This is a genomic window from Mannheimia granulomatis (assembly GCF_011455695.1).
In the GTDB taxonomy this organism is placed as follows: domain Bacteria; phylum Pseudomonadota; class Gammaproteobacteria; order Enterobacterales; family Pasteurellaceae; genus Mannheimia; species Mannheimia granulomatis_A.
This window is the reverse complement of the sequence record NZ_CP015030.1, coordinates 206,788-224,504: the sequence shown is the minus strand read 5'-3', so window position 1 is coordinate 224,504 and position 17,717 is coordinate 206,788. Positions and strand designations below refer to the sequence as shown.

Annotated in this window: 17 protein-coding genes and 1 riboswitch; of the genes, 5 read left to right on the top strand and 12 right to left on the bottom strand. The window is 38.2% G+C overall.

Annotation, left to right across the window (positions count from 1 at the left end):
• Positions 1-86: 86 nt before the first annotated feature.
• Complete coding sequence (gene gloA / locus A4G16_RS01070) at positions 87-494, bottom strand: lactoylglutathione lyase (RefSeq protein WP_027075193.1); 408 nt, start codon at positions 492-494, stop codon at positions 87-89.
• Between the two features lie 91 nt (positions 495-585).
• Here gloA and A4G16_RS01065 point away from each other — a divergent pair, with 91 nt between their 5' ends.
• Genes A4G16_RS01065 through A4G16_RS01055 form a run of 3 tightly spaced genes read left to right on the top strand, consistent with a single transcriptional unit; the run spans position 586 to position 4,318 of the window.
• Entirely contained in the window at positions 586-1,401 is an 816-nt protein-coding gene (locus A4G16_RS01065; RefSeq protein ID WP_165888326.1) for a hypothetical protein, read from the top strand.
• Between the two features lie 2 nt (positions 1,402-1,403).
• Positions 1,404-4,115 carry a YdbH family protein gene (locus A4G16_RS01060; protein WP_165888325.1) on the top strand — a complete coding sequence of 904 codons (2,712 nt, stop codon included), beginning with the start codon at positions 1,404-1,406 and terminating at the stop codon, positions 4,113-4,115.
• 17 nt (positions 4,116-4,132) lie between these two features.
• Positions 4,133-4,318, top strand: a complete 186-nt coding sequence (locus A4G16_RS01055) for a YnbE family lipoprotein (protein WP_165888324.1) — start codon at positions 4,133-4,135, stop codon at positions 4,316-4,318.
• Positions 4,319-4,322: 4 nt separating this feature from the next.
• Here A4G16_RS01055 and folK read toward each other — a convergent pair whose 3' ends face one another.
• The 4 genes from folK to thiB form a co-directional block, all read right to left on the bottom strand.
• On the bottom strand, positions 4,323-4,796 hold the full coding sequence (gene folK / locus A4G16_RS01050; protein WP_165888323.1) for a 2-amino-4-hydroxy-6-hydroxymethyldihydropteridine diphosphokinase: 474 nt from the start codon (positions 4,794-4,796) through the stop codon (positions 4,323-4,325).
• 81 nt (positions 4,797-4,877) lie between these two features.
• Positions 4,878-6,278 carry a polynucleotide adenylyltransferase PcnB gene (gene pcnB, locus A4G16_RS01045; RefSeq protein ID WP_165889872.1) on the bottom strand — a complete coding sequence of 467 codons (1,401 nt, stop codon included), beginning with the start codon at positions 6,276-6,278 and terminating at the stop codon, positions 4,878-4,880.
• 184 nt (positions 6,279-6,462) lie between these two features.
• Positions 6,463-6,912, bottom strand: a complete 450-nt coding sequence (gene dksA, locus A4G16_RS01040; RefSeq protein ID WP_027075187.1) for an RNA polymerase-binding protein DksA — start codon at positions 6,910-6,912, stop codon at positions 6,463-6,465.
• A 268-nt stretch (positions 6,913-7,180) separates the two neighbouring features.
• Positions 7,181-8,134, bottom strand: coding sequence for a thiamine ABC transporter substrate binding subunit (gene thiB, locus A4G16_RS01035; protein ID WP_165888322.1), 954 nt, complete (start codon positions 8,132-8,134; stop codon positions 7,181-7,183).
• Between the two features lie 44 nt (positions 8,135-8,178).
• Positions 8,179-8,388, bottom strand: a riboswitch (TPP riboswitch).
• Between the two features lie 309 nt (positions 8,389-8,697).
• Here thiB and A4G16_RS01030 point away from each other — a divergent pair.
• Positions 8,698-9,684, top strand: coding sequence for an amidohydrolase family protein (locus tag A4G16_RS01030; RefSeq protein ID WP_165888321.1), 987 nt, complete (start codon positions 8,698-8,700; stop codon positions 9,682-9,684).
• Between the two features lie 57 nt (positions 9,685-9,741).
• On the opposite strand, the gene tdeA is transcribed toward A4G16_RS01030, so the two are convergent.
• From tdeA to gpt, 3 genes are all read right to left on the bottom strand, one after another.
• Positions 9,742-11,136 (bottom strand): toxin/drug exporter TdeA, encoded by a 1,395-nt coding sequence (gene tdeA / locus A4G16_RS01025; RefSeq protein ID WP_165888320.1) that lies wholly within the window; start codon positions 11,134-11,136, stop codon positions 9,742-9,744.
• Between the two features lie 84 nt (positions 11,137-11,220).
• A complete protein-coding gene (gmk, locus tag A4G16_RS01020) occupies positions 11,221-11,844 on the bottom strand; it encodes a guanylate kinase (RefSeq protein ID WP_165888319.1) in 624 nt (207 codons plus the stop codon).
• Positions 11,845-11,907: 63 nt separating this feature from the next.
• Entirely contained in the window at positions 11,908-12,381 is a 474-nt protein-coding gene (gene gpt / locus A4G16_RS01015; protein ID WP_165888318.1) for a xanthine phosphoribosyltransferase, read from the bottom strand.
• Between the two features lie 306 nt (positions 12,382-12,687).
• Between gpt and A4G16_RS01010 the strand changes: the two genes are divergently transcribed.
• Positions 12,688-14,142, top strand: coding sequence for an aminoacyl-histidine dipeptidase (locus A4G16_RS01010; protein ID WP_165888317.1), 1,455 nt, complete (start codon positions 12,688-12,690; stop codon positions 14,140-14,142).
• A gap of 49 nt (positions 14,143-14,191) precedes the next feature.
• On the opposite strand, the gene lpxM is transcribed toward A4G16_RS01010, so the two are convergent.
• The 4 genes from lpxM to rsxD form a co-directional block, all read right to left on the bottom strand.
• The gene (gene lpxM / locus A4G16_RS01005; RefSeq protein ID WP_165888316.1) at positions 14,192-15,145 is read right to left on the bottom strand and encodes a lauroyl-Kdo(2)-lipid IV(A) myristoyltransferase; all 954 of its coding nucleotides are present in this window, start codon (positions 15,143-15,145) and stop codon (positions 14,192-14,194) included.
• A 130-nt stretch (positions 15,146-15,275) separates the two neighbouring features.
• Positions 15,276-15,959, bottom strand: coding sequence for an electron transport complex subunit E (locus A4G16_RS01000; RefSeq protein ID WP_165888315.1), 684 nt, complete (start codon positions 15,957-15,959; stop codon positions 15,276-15,278).
• A 12-nt stretch (positions 15,960-15,971) separates the two neighbouring features.
• Positions 15,972-16,604 (bottom strand): electron transport complex subunit RsxG, encoded by a 633-nt coding sequence (gene rsxG / locus A4G16_RS00995; protein WP_165888314.1) that lies wholly within the window; start codon positions 16,602-16,604, stop codon positions 15,972-15,974.
• Positions 16,604-17,659: an electron transport complex subunit RsxD gene (rsxD, locus tag A4G16_RS00990; RefSeq protein ID WP_165888313.1), complete on the bottom strand. Its 1,056-nt coding sequence runs from the start codon at positions 17,657-17,659 to the stop codon at positions 16,604-16,606. The genes rsxG and rsxD overlap by 1 nt, the downstream gene beginning before the upstream one ends.
• Positions 17,660-17,717: the final 58 nt, after the last annotated feature.

Sequence of the window (17,717 nt, the reverse complement as noted above, 5' to 3'; positions counted from 1 at the left end):
TTTAAACTACAAGCGGTCTGATTAGCGAAAATTTTTGCAAATTTTCAAACAAATCCGACCGCTTGTCGCACAACAATGTGCAAAAATTAGTTACCTAATGCTGCTTGTGCGTTTTTATTTTCAATAAATTCAATTTTATAACCGTCCGGGTCTTCTGCAAACGCAATAACTGTCTTCCCCCCTAAAACAGGGCCCGGCTCACGGGTAATTTTGCCTCCGGCAGCACGTATAGATTCAATAGTCGCGTAAATATCATCCACGCCTAATGCAATATGACCATAAGCTGTACCCAGTTCGTATTTATCCACACCCCAGTTATAAGTTAACTCAATAACGGCACTTTCACTCTCATCAGCATAGCCCAAAAATGCTAAAGTGTATTTATATTGCTCATTCTCACTTCTACGCAATAAACGCATCCCTAAAACTTCAGTGTAAAATTTAATAGAACGCTCTAAATCGCCCACACGTAACATAGTATGTAAAATTCGCATTTCTTATGCCCTCTTGAAGTTAAAAAACAGTTGTTATTATGGCATAATCTTGTCCTAAAATCATTTTTCTTTGAACCTTTTGGGATTATTTATGGCTCACGCTCACGATACGCCGTCAAAACTTGAAATTGCCACCCATGCGGCTTTGCCAATGGTATTAATGCTATTTATCGAGATGGCTTTAAATTTTTACGCTGCACCAACAAATTCTATTTTTATTTCACCTTATTTATTAGCTATCTTCATTACCGCTTTAATCAGCTTTATTGTGCTATGGAAAGGCGAAATCTGCCGTGGACAAAGTAGTCGCTTAACCTTTATCCTGCCTTTTTTGCTGATTTTTACTATCGGTAACTTTATTTATTCAATAGGCTTTACCCCTAAGCACAATCCACTTGCTATCGCTAACATTGCGGCGATCTTTTTATGTTTAATTTACTTCCGCCTGCCGGAGGATGAGAACCTATATAACACCTTAATGTATTGCGGATTCGCTATTGTTGCTGTTGGTATTATTCAATACCTCGCAGTCTATTGGTTTGAAATTCCCTCTTTATTTAATGGCATTCGGGCCAACAACTTTGCACAAATATTACTGGGTATTTTATTAGCCGGTTGGTATTTAATGCTAGCGAAAAGCCGATTGGAGGTTTTCCTGAAATTATTGGTCAAAATAGCGTTAATTGTGCTGGTACTCAATTATTGCTGGACGGCATTCGTACTCTATCAACACCTACAAATTATGCCTGATATGTCAGTTATCCCTTTCGCCATTTATTGTATGCTACAGTTTGTTATATTAGCTATGTTAGCTTGGCTACTACTGGGAAAAAACATTAAAAATCCAACCGCTTGGACAGTAGCAACTTTCCTTGCGATTTTATATCCCTTTACTAATATCATTTAATTATGATGAAACGGACATTAGGCATTCTTGGCATTCTCGCGGTCATGTTAATGACAGCGATTGCTGTGCTTATGTCCGGCTCAACGCTCAGTACTACGCTTAATTGGCTTTTACCTAAGGGATGGCAAATTCAATTAACCGAAGGCTTAACCCCCAGCTGGCAGGGGACATCGCTGCCTTACTTTAAGCTTTCCTACCAAAATTGCCTACTGCTTACCGTGGATAACAGTGCCGTTACTTGGATTAAAAAACAGCATTTATCTATCGAAAACATAAAAGTTGACTACCAATGCTTATCGCAGTTACCACAAACGCAAAGTAATAATTCCGGTACATCACTAAAAGCCTTATTAACCGTTATTCCCAATGGTGAGGTCAGTATTCACGCCTTAACATGGATCAATCTACCTGAAAATTTATCGCCTCGGCTAAATGCCTTATTAAGCAAGCCTGCGTCACTCCATATTACTTCGTTAAATCAAAGTATTACTGCTTCTTTACAGCAACAAGCGGTCGAATTTTCGGCAAATTTTGCAACTGAGCAACTTAATGCCGAATTAAGTTATCACCCCAATGAAAAAGAACAACACAAATTAAATTTCTCTGCTCAGCTCAAAGATGATCTAAACCAACTTCCCCCTCAGCTTTCAGCTAAATACCAATGGCACTTGCCTGATGAAATTATTTCAAATGCAACCTTACAAAGCGGAACCTCAACCCTAACTTGGCAACAAAATACCGCACAACAACTAGAAGGAAATTGGCAACTTAATTTAGCAAGCTCAGAAAACGATCAATTCGATTTTCCGTTTCTCTTTGACGGGAAAAATCTAGAAATAAAACAGGGGCGTTTTGACTGGAACTTAATAGAACACTTTCCATTTCACGGCTTTATTAGTGCTAAATTCACCCCCGAAACATTGCAGTTAGAGAATCTGTTCCCGATTAAGACTGCTGTACGAATAAGCTTGCTTTCTCAAAATAGATGGGGAAAAGGCAATATCGTGATTTCAAGTGAAGGAGGTGAAATCACTCAAGAAAGCTTAATGCTCCCAATACGATTAACCGGGAACATTAAACATGGGAATTTTATTTTATACAGTAGTATTCCTTTAGATTTACAAGGTAAATTTGACGATCTAAGGCTAAAATTTCTACCTTCTTCTCTACTGCGACTTACCGGAAAAGAGCGCTACTTAACCATTGAAGATTTACGTTTTCCACTTGCAGGATTACAAGTCGATAAATACGGCATCCACGGTCGTTTATATGCCATTTTAAAAGGCGAAAGCCCCGACTTTAAAAATATCAACTTCCATTTAGACGGCTATGCAAATAATTTTAAAGCCGGAGCATTAGATTTCTTCCAAAATGCCCCTCAGCTTGCTCTCCTTCAAGACAACTGGAGCTGGAGAATTTGGGGAAATTCCACTCTCAAAGCCTTTAACAGCAAAGTCAATTTAAACGGTCGGGGGCAATGGCATAAAAATAGTATTCAGCTTACTGAGTTTAAAGGCGATCTATCCGAGATAAAACTGAATGACACCATCATTCCAAAAACAGAATTAACTCTAAATGACATAATCAAATTTGATACTGCACAGAACACACTCAAGGGTGAAATCAAATTAAAATCGCCAGAGATCCGTTTTGGCTATGGCGGCAATTTACCTAAACCTGAGGCAAAATTAGCGTTTAACGGTCGGACCGAAAATCTCAATTTTAAAGGCATTATTAATACAACCGAACTAGGTCCGCTAAAACTCTTTGCTCGCCGCCAATTAACCGAACAAGCCAGCCAAATTGTCGGTAAATTGTATTGGCCGGAACAATCCGCACGTGGTTTTCAACCACTTTTTCCGTTTCGAAGCCAATGGATTATCAAACAAGGAACGATTCGAGGAGAAACTGCTTTTAGTGCCAGCATAAAAAACGGCTTAATCGCAGGTGGGCATCTTGCTATTCGAAACGGGGGCATATCTTTGCCGGATGGTGAGGCCACAGGTATAGAGTTTGCATTGCCTTACCGTTACCAAGACGGATATTTTCACTTCGGAGTCAAAAAGCCTATTGCAGTCAACATTGCACAAATTAAATTAGGGGATTTAGCGCTAGATAAGATTTCTATGAAAATCAACGGCTACTACCCTTATAACAAAACAAAACCGTTAAATTTAAATGAACTAACCTTTAAATTATTTGGGGGAAATCTCAATATTAAACGCTTTTCCTTGCCACAAACAGAACTCGCATATTTAAACTTAGAGCGGATTGATTTCGAAGAACTCCTTAACTTTATACAATATCAACAAATTGATTTAAAAGGAAAAGCAAACGCCACTTTACCATTCTGGTTAAGCGGTAAACCTTGTTATATCTGTGATGGACTACTAACCCAAGCACAAACCTCTTATTTAACTTTCACCCCTGAATTACTGGCTGCAATGGGAAATAGCGGCTATACCGAGCAAATTCTGCTACACTTAGTAGATAAAAGTACAATCAACGATTTTCGTAGTCTTATTAATGTCGGACCTAGTGGGGATTTAGTGCTGGATGGCAAATTAAAATTATCCTCAAATCAAGGAAAATCTAAGGTAAATTTAAATTATAATCACCGAGAAAATATGTTTGATTTATGGGATTTGATTAACTATGGTTCTCAGTTTGAACAAAAACTGGAAAATTATCTCTATCAAAAATTGGAAAAATAAAACATCACGGATAAAGAATGAAAACGAGCCAATTTTATTTTGCAATATTTTTAGCAAATTTGACCGCTTGCACGCCAAAAGTGCAGCTGGAAACCCCTACTGAAGGCATTACGATTAATATGAATGTGGTAGTTGATCACCGCATTGATGTGAAAATGGATGATAAATCCAGAGCGGTGATCAAAACTGGCGAAAATAAATAAAAGATTAACTAAATACAACCATCTGGTGATCTTTAAATTGCTGATAAAGATCGAACAGTTTTTCCCCTGTGGGTAAAATTAAATCAGGGGCTAAGCTAAACAGCGGTACAATCACAAATTCACGATTTTTCATCTCAATATGTGGCACTGTTAAACGCTCGGTTTGAATCTGCTGATTACCATATAAAATAATATCCAAATCCAAAGTACGCTCTCCCCAACGGCGTAAACGAACCCGCCCTTGCTTCTGTTCAATACCTTGTAATTTATCTAATAAATCCGTTGGCGATAAATCAGTATCAAATTTTGCTACCGCATTCACATAATCGGGCTGATCTTGCGGCCCCACCGGCTTTGAACCATAAAATGGGCTAATCTCAAAGCGAATTGCAAAACTTTTTAAATTTTCGACCGCTTGTTTTAGCTGCTCTAAGGGATTATTTAGGTTTGAACCTAAGGCAATATAAACTGTTTGCATAACCTTTCCTATAAGGGCGAAAGATTTTTCGACCATATCCTTAAATTTTATTGGGGCAAAAAATATTTTGCCCCAATAAAATCATTCTACTTTAGCTGCTTTTGACCTTTTCCTAAACGTCTTACGGCGACGTTTTTTCTTTTGTTCTGCTTGCACGCTTGATAAATGGCGGACAGATTTTAACAACTCATTGCGTTGTCCATCATTACTGAATTGATATTCATGCCACCAGGCAGATAGCTCAACTAAGTCTCCTCCTTCAATTTCCGCACGCATAACCAATAAATCAAAACCGGCTCGGAATTTAATATGCTCTAGCGTTTGTTGTGGGCGATTTCCATTGCGTTTCATCATTTGAAATTGCAATGACCAAATATCTCGAATAACCGCAGTATGACGTCGATGCAACGCAATAGATTTACAGCTTTCTGCCAACACATCATTTGCTGCTAACATCATCGCATCGTGGCTGTTAAAACCACCTTCATTTTTGAGCTGTTCCATTTTTTCACGTAATGGATACCAAAGCAGTGCCGCAAATAAAAACGCAGGGTTCACCGGCAATTTATCAGCAATACGCTCATCAGTAGAAGTTAATGCTTTTACAATCATTCGCTCAGCATTAGAGTCTTCTTTTTGAGTAAAAAACGGAATAAGCACAGGGAATAAGAAATTTAGCAAGCCATATTCACGTAGTAACTGGTAAGTTTTAAGTCCTTGCCCCGACTGCAATAATTTTAACGATTCATCAAATAAACGAGCAGCAGGAATATTAGTTAACAAAGGAGCCATCTCTCGAATTGGAGAAGCCGTTGCTTTATCTAAAAACATATCTAGCTTCGCCATAAAGCGAATAGCCCGTAGCATACGCACAGGGTCTTCTTGATAACGTATTGCCGGCTCTCCAATTAATGATAATTTTCCGGATCTTAAATCTTCAATACCATTGAAGAAATCAAAAATTAAGTTACGTTTTGTATCATAATATAACGCATTAACGGTAAAATCACGGCGTTCGGCATCGTCTCTTAAGCTGCCGTAAACATTATCACGCAGTAACATTCCTTCATCACTTACTTTTGATATTTTATCATTGCTATGAGAATCGTGACTCGCTCTAAACGTGGCTACTTCAAAAATCTCACGTCCATACACAATATGAGCCAAACGGAAACGACGACCGATTAAACGACATTGTCTGCCGAAAATACGCTGAATATCTTCCGGGCGAGCATTTGTAGCAATATCAAAATCTTTTGGTTTTTTCTCAAGTAGTAAATCACGAATACAACCGCCCACCACATAAGCTTCATAGCCAGCTAAGTGTAATTTATCAACAATAGAAAGCGCATTTTTAGGGAAACTCTTCGGACTGATGCCATATTGTGAAGCATTTACCGTGAATTTTTTATGTAAAAGATGAGAGGGTACATCTGTTTGATGCCCTTTAACGTTTTTTTTCGCACTTTGTTGTCTGGTCAATTTAGGCGTTGAGCGTTTAGTACGGTTTGGTTTTTCAACATTCCCCGTCTGTTTCACCCTTGGTTTCTGCTCATTTTCCTGTGTTTGTTTTTTAGACTTGGAAAACAATGACTTAATATAATTAAAAATAATACACCTCAAAATAGTAAATGCCTCTTAAAAAAGAGGCATTATGTAAAACTGATTATAAACCTAGCTGCTTCTCACGAATTTCAGCCAATGTTTTGCAATCTATACATAAATCAGCTGTTGGACGTGCTTCTAAGCGTTTAATACCAATCTCTACACCACAAGTTTCACAGAAACCATAATCATCATCTTGAATTTTATGCAATGTTTGTTCAATTTTTTTCAATAACTTGCGCTCACGATCACGGTTACGTAATTCTAAACTGAACTCTTCCTCTTGGCTTGCTCGGTCATTTGGATCAGCAAAGTTAGTCATATCCTCTTGCAGCTGGCTCTTTGTTCGTTCCGCTTCATCCATGATTTGGCTATGCCATGCTTTAAGAATTTTTGTGAAATGCTCACGTTGAGCTTCATTCATATATTCTTCATCTTTTTTCGGCTCATAAGGTTTAACACCGGCTAGTGCCAATAAACCTAGAGATGTGGTTTTAGCCACTTGAGTCATAGATTATACTCCTTGTTCAGAATTTTCATTGTTGGAATTATTATCCCCGAATACGAACTAACTTCCTTGTAATTTCACTATACGCGAAAATCAACATCTTCGGGCTTTCATAATAACGGCGGCTATAAATAACACAAAATCGCCTAACTAATCAAATGAATTTGCAAAAATTTTGCATTAAATTTCATTTATTTGACTTCGTTCAAAACAATAGCCGAATATTATTCGGCTATTGTTTTTTTGTTCACATCCTATTAATTTAATGCAATTACCAACTTTTTGACCACTCAGAAAGCCACTTTTGAACCGTTTCAGGCGATGGTTGGCTAAATTCTAATGTTTTGTAAGCTGGCATTTTTGCAAAGGCTGCATCAACACCTTCACTTAACACAGGATTCATCACATTATGGTATGAAATAATATGCTGTGATTCCGGTGTATGCAAAAAGTTCAAAAATTGATTGGCTAATGCTTTTTGCTGACTACTTTTTAAGATAGCTGCATTTTCAACTTGTACTAAATGCCCTTCTTCAAAAGGTGCTGCCACATATTTATCGGTATTTTCATGCCATTGATGATATAAGGGCGAAGTAGTATAACTTAATACTAAATCAGATTCGCCTTTTAAAAAAGCACCGTAGGTTTCAGACCACCCTTTACCAACAGTTACCGTGTGTTTTGCTAAGCTTTTCCAAGCATTTGCCGCTTTATTTCCGTAAACTTGGTTCATCCATAATAGAAAACCACGTCCAACGCTGCTGCTTCTTGGATCTTGATAAATCACTTTTAAATCTTGGCGTTCAACCAGCTCTTTTAAGCTTTTAGGTGGATTTTTTAATTTTTCTTTATCATAAATAAACGCATAAGAGCCGGTATCATAAGGGAAAAATATTTTGCTCTTAATCTCTAGAGGCGTGTTCACCTCAAATTCTGTGAACAGTCCCGATTTTTCCGCCTCAAGCTGTAAAAAGTTATCGATACCGACTACTACATCCGCTTTAGTTTTACTGCCTTCTAAACGTACACGATTAAACATCGTAACACTATCATCAAAAGGCATAAATTTTAAATCACAGCTACATACTTTTTCGAAGTTTTGTTCTAATTTTGGTGCAGGTCCGTATTCAGAAGCAAAAGAGCTATAGGTATAAACCGTTAGGGTGGGCTGCTGAGCAAAGGCTGTCGCGGCAAAAAGTGCCAGCGAAGATACAATAAATTTCATAACGTTTCCTTCTAAAAATCAATAAATAGAAGGATTTAAGAATGGCAGTTTGCTATCTCAAATCCCTACGCTGATATTAATCAGATCAGGTTCTATGGGTCTTTCTCAGCCACAAGCGGTCACAAAAACATTTCTTTTTGAACGTTGGCTTTGCCAACGGAAGCGAAGCTGTGAACAATCCTTCAAAGGATTGCGAATACATTTTGCAAATTTTTTACTAAAAATGACCGCTTGTAGCACCCCAATGAGAACGTTGCCATTGTAAAAAGTTTATCTATAAATTTCAACTTTAGGCAAACGTTTGCTATTTTATAAAAAAATCATTATACTACTGCTCTAGTCCAAACAAGGAACTAGAAATGAATCACCATACACTCACAAAAGTAAATTCTACAAAGCTACGCATCGTTTTTCGAGGCGTGGCTCTTTTATTATTCATTTCTTACTTTTTAAAAATCGCTTTTATAAGCGATTTTTTTATTCTTTATACTTACGTTTTCAAACAAAAGCGTTTATCACCCTAAATTTGCAGATTCAATATATAACACAGAGGAAGAGCATAAATGAGCCAATTGATTCGCACCCTAAAAAGCCATATTCGTGATGAAATTATCAAAAAAGGCGGCTGGGTTAATGCACATGCTCACGCTGACCGTGCGTTTACAATGACACCTGAAAAAATTACTGTCTACCAAAATGCTAATCTTCAGCAAAAATGGGATTTAGTTGATGAAGTAAAACGAAACTCTAGTGTTGATGACTATTATCGCCGTTTTTCACAAGCTATTGAGTTAATGATTTCTCAAGGGGTTACAGCATTCGGTACCTTTGTTGATATTGATCAGGTTTGCGAGGACAGAGCTATTATTGCAGCCCACAAAGCTCGAGAAGTTTATAAAAGTGATATTATTTTAAAATTTGCTAACCAAACCTTAAAAGGCGTGATTGAGCCAACTGCTAAAAAGTGGTTTGATATCGGATCTGAAATGGTGGATATGATTGGAGGCTTGCCATACCGAGATGAATTGGATTACGGTAAAGGATTGGAAGCTATGGATATTTTAATGGATAAAGCAAAATCTCTCGGTAAAATGTTGCATGTCCATGTAGATCAATTTAACTCACCAAAAGAGAAAGAAACCGAGCAACTGTGCGATAAATCTATCGAACATGGTATGCAAGGGAAAGTGGTTGCCATTCATGGTATTTCGATCGGCGCACATCCAAAAGATTACCGTAAAATGCTTTACAAAAAAATGCAAGAAAGTCAAATGATGGTGATTGCCTGCCCGATGGCATGGATTGATAGCGGCAGAAAAGAAGATCTGCAACCGTTCCATAATGCATTAACACCGGCAGATGAACTCATCCCGGAAGGAATTACTGTTGCAATCGGCACAGACAATATCTGTGACTACATGGTGCCACTTTGTGAAGGCGATATGTGGCAAGAACTCAGCCTACTCTCTGCCGGTTGCCGCTTTACTAATCTAGAAGAAATGGCAAATATTGCAAGTGTTAACGGTAGAAAGGTTCTAGGGTTAATCTAAATATCTATCGAACAAAAAGAGTGAGTATTTTAAAATACTCACTCTTTTTTATATCGCCTATTTTCTATATTTACCTGCCATAGCTTGGTAAACAGCATTCTCATTAGCAATAATCGCATATTTTGCATTTAAAATAGCAAGCTGCGAGTTACGTGCAGTGTTCATTGATGTAATCCAATCACGGAATTCGGAAATTCCTTGCTCATAGCGATTTTTATAGTATGAACTGATACGTTTGTCATGCTCATGAGTATCTTGCAAGGTTTTTAATGTGCTTTTTGCTTGTGTGTAGCTGTAATAATAACGATCAATCTCATTTAATGCTGAGGTAATTTTCTGCTCATAATTCAAACGAGCTGTAACATAATCAGTTTCTGAGATTTTTACATTATTTTTCACACGATTCCAATCTAAGAAAGGTAAATCCAATTTAATAAGACCATTACCTACAGGATTATCCGCCAAGTTACCTAAATTTTTCGCACTACCTGTAATTGAACCGCCAATAGTTAAGGTTGGGAACCAGCTTTTTTCTGTTGCCGTTAAAGTTTTAAACGCACTTTGTAAACGTTGTAGCGCTCCAACCACATCAGGGCGATTTGCAATAGCTGAAACCGGCACATTTAAATCAATATCTTGTAATTTCACATTCATAATATTCGGATAACGAATATTAAGCGGTGTATTTGGTTGAATATTTAACAAATTACGTAATGTCTGTTCCGCCACTTTTTGCTCAGTACGTAATTTAACCACATTATTTCGTGCATTTAATACGGTTTGCTGAGCTTGATCCACCGCTAGACGGTCGATTACACCTGCACTTAATTTATTATTTAAAATACGGCTGATTTGCTCATAATCTCTAATACTATCTTCCGTAAGACGAATAGCATCATGGTAATAAGCCAAATTATAGTAAGTCGTCACCACAGAGTTAATAATCGACAAACGAGTTGCTTTTAAATCTTCAATCGTCGCTTTATGAGTCCACTCAGCTGCACTCGCGGTATCCGCCAAACGCTGCCATAAATCAATGGTATAACTCAAATTAAATGCAGCTTGAGCTGTAGTGTTTGAAACACCTGTTGAAATATTATTTGAAGTAGAGCCTATACCTTTAGAAGCGGAGGCTGTACCAGAAGCACTAAAAGTAGGTACTAATTCAGCACCAACCAAGTTTGCTTTATAAAGAGCCTTATTAACGGCGATCCCGCTTTTTGCCAAATCAAGGTTATTTTTAATTGCTAAATCAACAAGGCGATTTAATTCCGCATCACTATAACCCTGCCACCATTGTTCATTGATTTGATATTGTTTGGTGATTTCTTCATAACTTTGATAGGTATCTGTTGCCCGTTGCAACGAACCATCACGACTCATATTCCCGGTTGTACAAGCACTCAAGGCTAATGCAAGCACTACGGAGAATGCTAATTTAGAGAGTTTCATTACACTTTCCTTACTTAAATAAAAATTTGTCGTATTTTACGTAAAAATATTTTCACTTGCCAGCTAAAATGAACAAATGTTCATTTAATCATTTAACAGTTCACCAATCAGATTTTGATGGCGAATTTTCTGACTCTTTAAGCACAAACGCTCTGTCATTAAAATAGATTTCAATTCAGCTAAAGCCTGCTTGAAATCATCGTTAATAATTACATAATCAAACTCATCATAATGGCTCATTTCTGACACGGCTTCCGCCATCCGTTTTGCAATGGTTTCTGCCGAATCTTGCCCACGCCCAATTAATCGTTTTTCTAATTCCGCTTTTGAAGGCGGTAAAATAAAGATAGTTTTCACATTCGGCACTTTTTCACGAATTTGACGTGCGCCTTGCCAATCAATATCTAAAAAGACATCTATACCTTGTTCAAGGCTACGTTCAATCATTGGCAATGAGGTACCATAGTAATTACCAAACACCTCTGCCCATTCTAAAAAATGCCCCTGTTCAATTAAACGCTTAAACTCATCATGGGTTGTAAAATAATAATGCACACCATCTTCTTCTGCGGGGCGAGGTTGACGTGTTGTGTGAGAAATAGAGAGTTGAACTTCAGAGCGGGGTAAATCTGCCAATAATGCGTTAATTAATGACGATTTTCCTGCACCACTTGGTGCTGAAATAATATAAAGATGACCTAAACTCATTTTAAAAATCTACAAAACAGGTAAAAATAATGGACAATTTTCATTGTCCATTACACGATAAAATTACTTGCGAGCAAGCGGTGGAACAAAGGTAATACCTAAATCCCAAGGTTGCTCAATCCAAGTTTCTTGAGGAATATCAATCACATAATCATCAACAAGTGGTGCACCATGTGGTTTAGCAAATACCGTTACAAAACGAGCTTTCGGATACATTCTACGAATTTCTTTTGCTGTGTTGCCGGTATCCACTAAATCATCTACCACAATAAAGCCTTCACCATCAGTTTGGGCCGCATGCAATACTTTTAGCTCACCTTGATTATCGTGCTCATAACTTGCGATACAAACTGTTTCTACGTGGCGAACACCCAATTCACGTGCTAAAACAGCAGCGGGAAATAAACCGCCACGGCTTACTGCAATAATCCCTTTCCATTGGGAAGCAGGTAATAAATTCTCTGCTAACTTACGGGCGTGCATATGGAACATATCCCACGTTACCACATATTTTTCATTTGTGTACTTTTCACTCATAGAAACAACCTAATATAAAATTGGGACCAACCCCTGAATATAAAAATTGCGTTAGGATAACCCGAAAATGCTTTTTTCGCCATCATTTCATTTAATTTTTTATCTAAACGCTCACACAACCGCACATTTAGTACAAAAAATACTCACAACTCCCATATCGACTAAAATAATTTTTCCAATGTGAAAAACAATTCTTTCCTTGTTTTTAGTGAAAAATCACCTTAACTTATTCTAAAATAGAGAATATCTATGCCGACTTAAATTTAAGCGGTCATTTTTTCGCAAAATTTTACAAAGGAGTTATCTATGTCTGAAATCTCAATTCTCGCCCCTCACCTGCTCTGGCAATGGTTTGATAAAATCTGTTCTATTCCTCATCCGTCTTATCACGAAGAGGAACTGGCTGAATTTATTGTGAATTGGGCAAAATCAAAAAATTTATTTGTAGAACGTGATGAAGCCGGTAATATTCTAATTCGCAAGCCAGCTACAGCAGGTATGGAAAACCGCCAAACTATCGCATTACAGGCACACTTAGATATGGTGCCACAAGCGAATGCCGACACTGTGCATGACTTCAAAAAAGATCCGATTCTTCCTTATATTGATGGCGAATGGGTGAAAGCTAAAGGAACAACACTCGGTGCTGATAACGGCATTGGTTTAGCCTCTTGTATGGCGGTGTTGGAAAGCTCGGACTTGGCTCATCCGACAATTGAAGTGTTGCTTACAATGACAGAAGAAGCCGGAATGGAAGGGGCGATTGGTTTACGTCCGAATTGGCTTACAGCTGATGCAATGATCAATACCGATACCGAAGAAAACGGTGAAATCTATATTGGTTGTGCCGGTGGCGAGGATGTGAATGTGAGCTTACCGGTTAAGTTAGAAGCTAACCGACAAGATACTGCGTTGACTATTACTTTAAAAGGCTTAAAAGGCGGGCATTCCGGCTGTGATATTCACACCAATCGAGCCAATGCAATTAAAGTTTTCACTCGCATTTTGGCTGAAGCACAATCAATTGCCGAATTCCAAATTGCTGATATTCAAGGTGGTTCGGTACGTAATGCTATTCCACGTGAAGCTCACGCAACCATCGTGTTATCTGCAAAAAACAAGGAAAAATTGACCGCTTGTTTAACCGAAATTGCTGCTCAACTAAAATCGGAATTAAAATTTGCTGAGCCAAATTTCAGCTTTTTTATTGAAGAAAGCCCAATTCCGGCACAAAGTTTCGATCTTCCAAGCACACAGCGTTTAATCCATTTTATCAATGTGTTACCGAATGGCGTTGTTCGTAATAGCGATGTGGTGGAAAACGTAGTAGAAACCTCATTAAGTATTGGCATTCTTAAAACAGAAAATAATGAAGTGAAAGCAACTATTCTTGCTCGCTCACTAATTGAGGGAGGGAAAGCAGATGTTAGGAGCAAAATCAGCTCGTTAGTTGCCTTAGTTGGGGCAAATGTTGAATTTAAAGGTAGCTACCCGGGCTGGGAGCCAAATCCGGATTCAAAAATCACCCCATTAACTAAGGCAATTTATGACGAGATTTTGGGCTATGAAGCTGAAATTAAGGTAATTCATGCCGGTCTAGAATGTGGCTTAATTAAGAAAATTTATCCGGATATGGATTTTGTCTCAATTGGCCCAACTATCTTAAATGCTCACTCACCGGATGAAAAAGTGCATATTCCTGCGGTGGAAAATTATTGGAACCTTTTAACTAAGCTCTTGGCTCAAACGCCTGAGAAATAAGCGTTATTTTAAAATGTTTTAGGGGCGAATGATCATTCGCCCCTATTTTTTAATTTGCGTAAATATCTTCCCCGTTACGTCTGGTTTTAAGCAAACGTAAAATCCAAACATATTGCTCTGGGTTTTTCTCAACAAAATATTCAATCACTCGGTTCATTTCACGAGCTGATTGGTTAGGGTCGCCCGAAAATTCAAGGGGAGGGAGAATTTCCATTTCATAAACTGCTTTTTCGGCATTGTAAATGGAAAACATTGGGATAACCTCTGCATTCGCCACTCTCGCCATTTTATTTAAGCCCGGTAAAGTCGCTTTTTCGGTCGCAAAGAAATCCACATAGACGCTTAACTCTTCGCCAAAATCTTCATCCGGCAAAAAATAACCGACATCACCTTTACGCACATCTGCCAAAAACGCTTTAATACCATTTTGACGGGTGTGCATTCGCCCACCTAAACGCTCTCGAGTAATATTCCATAACCAATCGACTAACGCATTGCGGTGTGGATTGTACATGGAAGTCATAGGATAACCTAAAGAGAACATTGCAACGCCTGCCATATCAATCGACCACGTATGTGGTACAAGCATAATTACGTTTTTCCCGCTCTCTTTTGCTTTAACAACATGCTCAAAGCCGGAAAACTCGCAGCGTTTTTGTAAATAAGAAACAGGGCGAATAGCGGTTTCACCAATGGCAAGCATGGTTTGCGCCACAGTAACAAACATCCGTTCAATCACTTCTTCTCGTTTTTGCTCATCCCAATGAGGAAAGCAGTAACGCAAATTCACTTTTGCTCGATGATAGCCTTTTTTATTTTTCTTTTTAAGATATTGGTAAGCCATTTTCCCAATCCAACCGGAAAACTTATCCCGCAAACGAGCCGGCACATAGGCTAAAATCACCAATCCAAACACCCCTAACCACACTCCCCAATATCTCGGGTGCAGAAAAGACCATAAGAATTTGTGCGTATAGCCGTCTTGGGCGGTAATTCGTGTCATATTATCTCTTTAACTCCCATATGTGCCTCGCACGAGCCGTGCCAGGCTAGATAATCTAAGTCCCTCCGGGACTTTAGCCACAGCGTGACTCGGTTAATCGAACCCCATACGGCTCGTATGGGGTAAAGTACTACTTCCTATCAATAATATTCTTCACAGCCAAAATCACCCCAAGCCCAATAAAAGCTCCCGGTGGTAAAATAGCTAATAATAATCCGGAATCAATATGCAGCACATCTATACGGAGTGCTTTTGCCCAATCACCCAGCAATAAATCTAATCCGTCAAATAAAGTTCCGTTGCCGATTACCTCACGCAATGCCCCTAGAACAACCAAACTTAATGTCATCCCTAATCCCATTGCAAAGCCATCAAAAGCAGAGAGTTTAACCTCATTTTTTGAAGCGTAAGCCTCTGCTCTACCAATCACAATACAATTGGTAACAATCAGCGGAATAAAAATCCCCAATGATTGATACACAGGAAATGCAAAAGCATTCATTAGTAATTGAACCGCAGTTACTACCGTTGCAATCACCATAACATAAATCGGGATGCGAATATCATGGGGGATCACTTTTCGGAAAAGCGAAATTGTCAGATTAGTACAAATCAACACAAACATAGTTGCCAGGCCTAATCCTAACGCATTGGTTACACTATTTGAAACTGCAAGTAGCGGGCAAAGCCCGAGTAATTGGACTAACGCCCCGTTATTTTTCCAAACACCTTCAGTAAATAGGTTTTTCCACACCGAAACTTGTTTAGGCTCAGCTTCTACATTCAGCACAGGAATTTGATTATCTGTTTCCATTTCTTCTACCGATTATTTACAAGATTGAAATTGCGCAAGCATTGCCGGATTTTGTGCTAATTCAGTAATCACCCATTTCGCACTTTGGCGAACGTTATTCACTACCGCACGAGGAGTAATAGTCGCCCCGGTAAATTGATCAAATTGCCCACCATCTTTTTTAACATTCCAATCGGCTTCATTTTCCAAACTAAATAATTTATTAGTAAAAGATAAAATCCAATTTGAAATACGGGTCTCAATTTTATCGCCTAAGCCTGGTGTTTCTTTATGCTCAAGGGTACGAACACCTAATACATTGCCATTTGGCTGAATCCCCATTAGCAGCACAATATTGCCCGAATAACCATCAGGAGCAGTGCCTTGAATAAGGTAAGCGGTTAGATTTTCCGATTTTTTTGCAAAATAAATACGATTTAAATAAGGCGCATGCTCTAGCTTAACCACTTTACAAGTGGCTAATACATCATTATCAAAATGTGTTCTCGGCACGACTTCTTCTAATAACTTGCGTTGCTGCATTGCGGTAACATCATCAATTTTGCCTTTTGTAAGCAAATACACACCGGTAGAAACCGCCGTACAAAGCAACGCAATCACACCTAAAATTAAGGCATATTTCAAAGTAACTTTTGAAGTATTCATTATCTTTTATCCAATTTTGTACCGTATAGTCTTGGCTGCGTATAATGGTCGATTAAAGGCACACAGATATTTGCCAACAAGACTGAAAACGCTATCGCATCCGGGTAATTGCCATAATAACGAATTACATACATCAACAAACCAACCAAACTGCCGAAAATTAACTTTCCTTTAGGTGTAATCGAGGCGGTAACAGGATCTGTTGCAATAAAAAATGCACCAAACATCATCGCTCCGCTAAACAGATGAGTAATTGGATGTAAGTGTAGATTATTAGAAAAAAGTTCTGTTACCAAACTCAACAATAAAAATACCGTCAGCATTGAAACAGGAATTTGCCAATGAATAATTCGCTTATAAATCAGAACTAACCCACCAAATAAAAAGGCAATATTCAGTTGAAACCAACCTGTTGCAAATAATCCACTAAAAATCGGGCTTGCCATCACAGCCTCAAAACCCAATTTATGGCCATTGCTTTTCATACTATCTAAAGGTGTCGCTTGAGCAATACCATCTACACTATTTACTAGCTGATATGCACTAAAGCCATCAGTGCTTACTCCCTTAAAAATAAGCGATATTGCGTCTGCAAACATTGGTGGTTCACTGAGCAAATGAGTTGGCACCATCCAAGATGTCATTTGAACAGGAAAAGAAACCAATAATAAAGCGTATCCTACCATTGCAGGATTAAACAAATTCTGCCCTAAACCACCATAGCTATGTTTTGCTAATAATAATGCGACTATTACCCCAATCAAAACTACCCAGTAAGGAGCATAAGGTGGAATTGACATCGCTAAAATCATCGCTGTTAAAATGCCGGATAAATCCGATAAATAGAAAGCGGTCTTTTTTTTGCGTAATTTTGCAATAATGATTTCAATCACTATTGCAAGACTAATCGCTAATAGCGTTTGAATGAGAACTCCAAACCCAAAATAATAAAGCTGAACCCCTAAAGCAGGTAGCATCATCGCAATTACCCACAACATAAAATTTGCTGTCAGATTGCTTGAATGCGTATGGGGGGAACTGACCATTTTAAACATATCTTTCCTTTTTCTAACCACACAAGCGGTCTTTTTTCATTCTTTTTTACAAAAAATC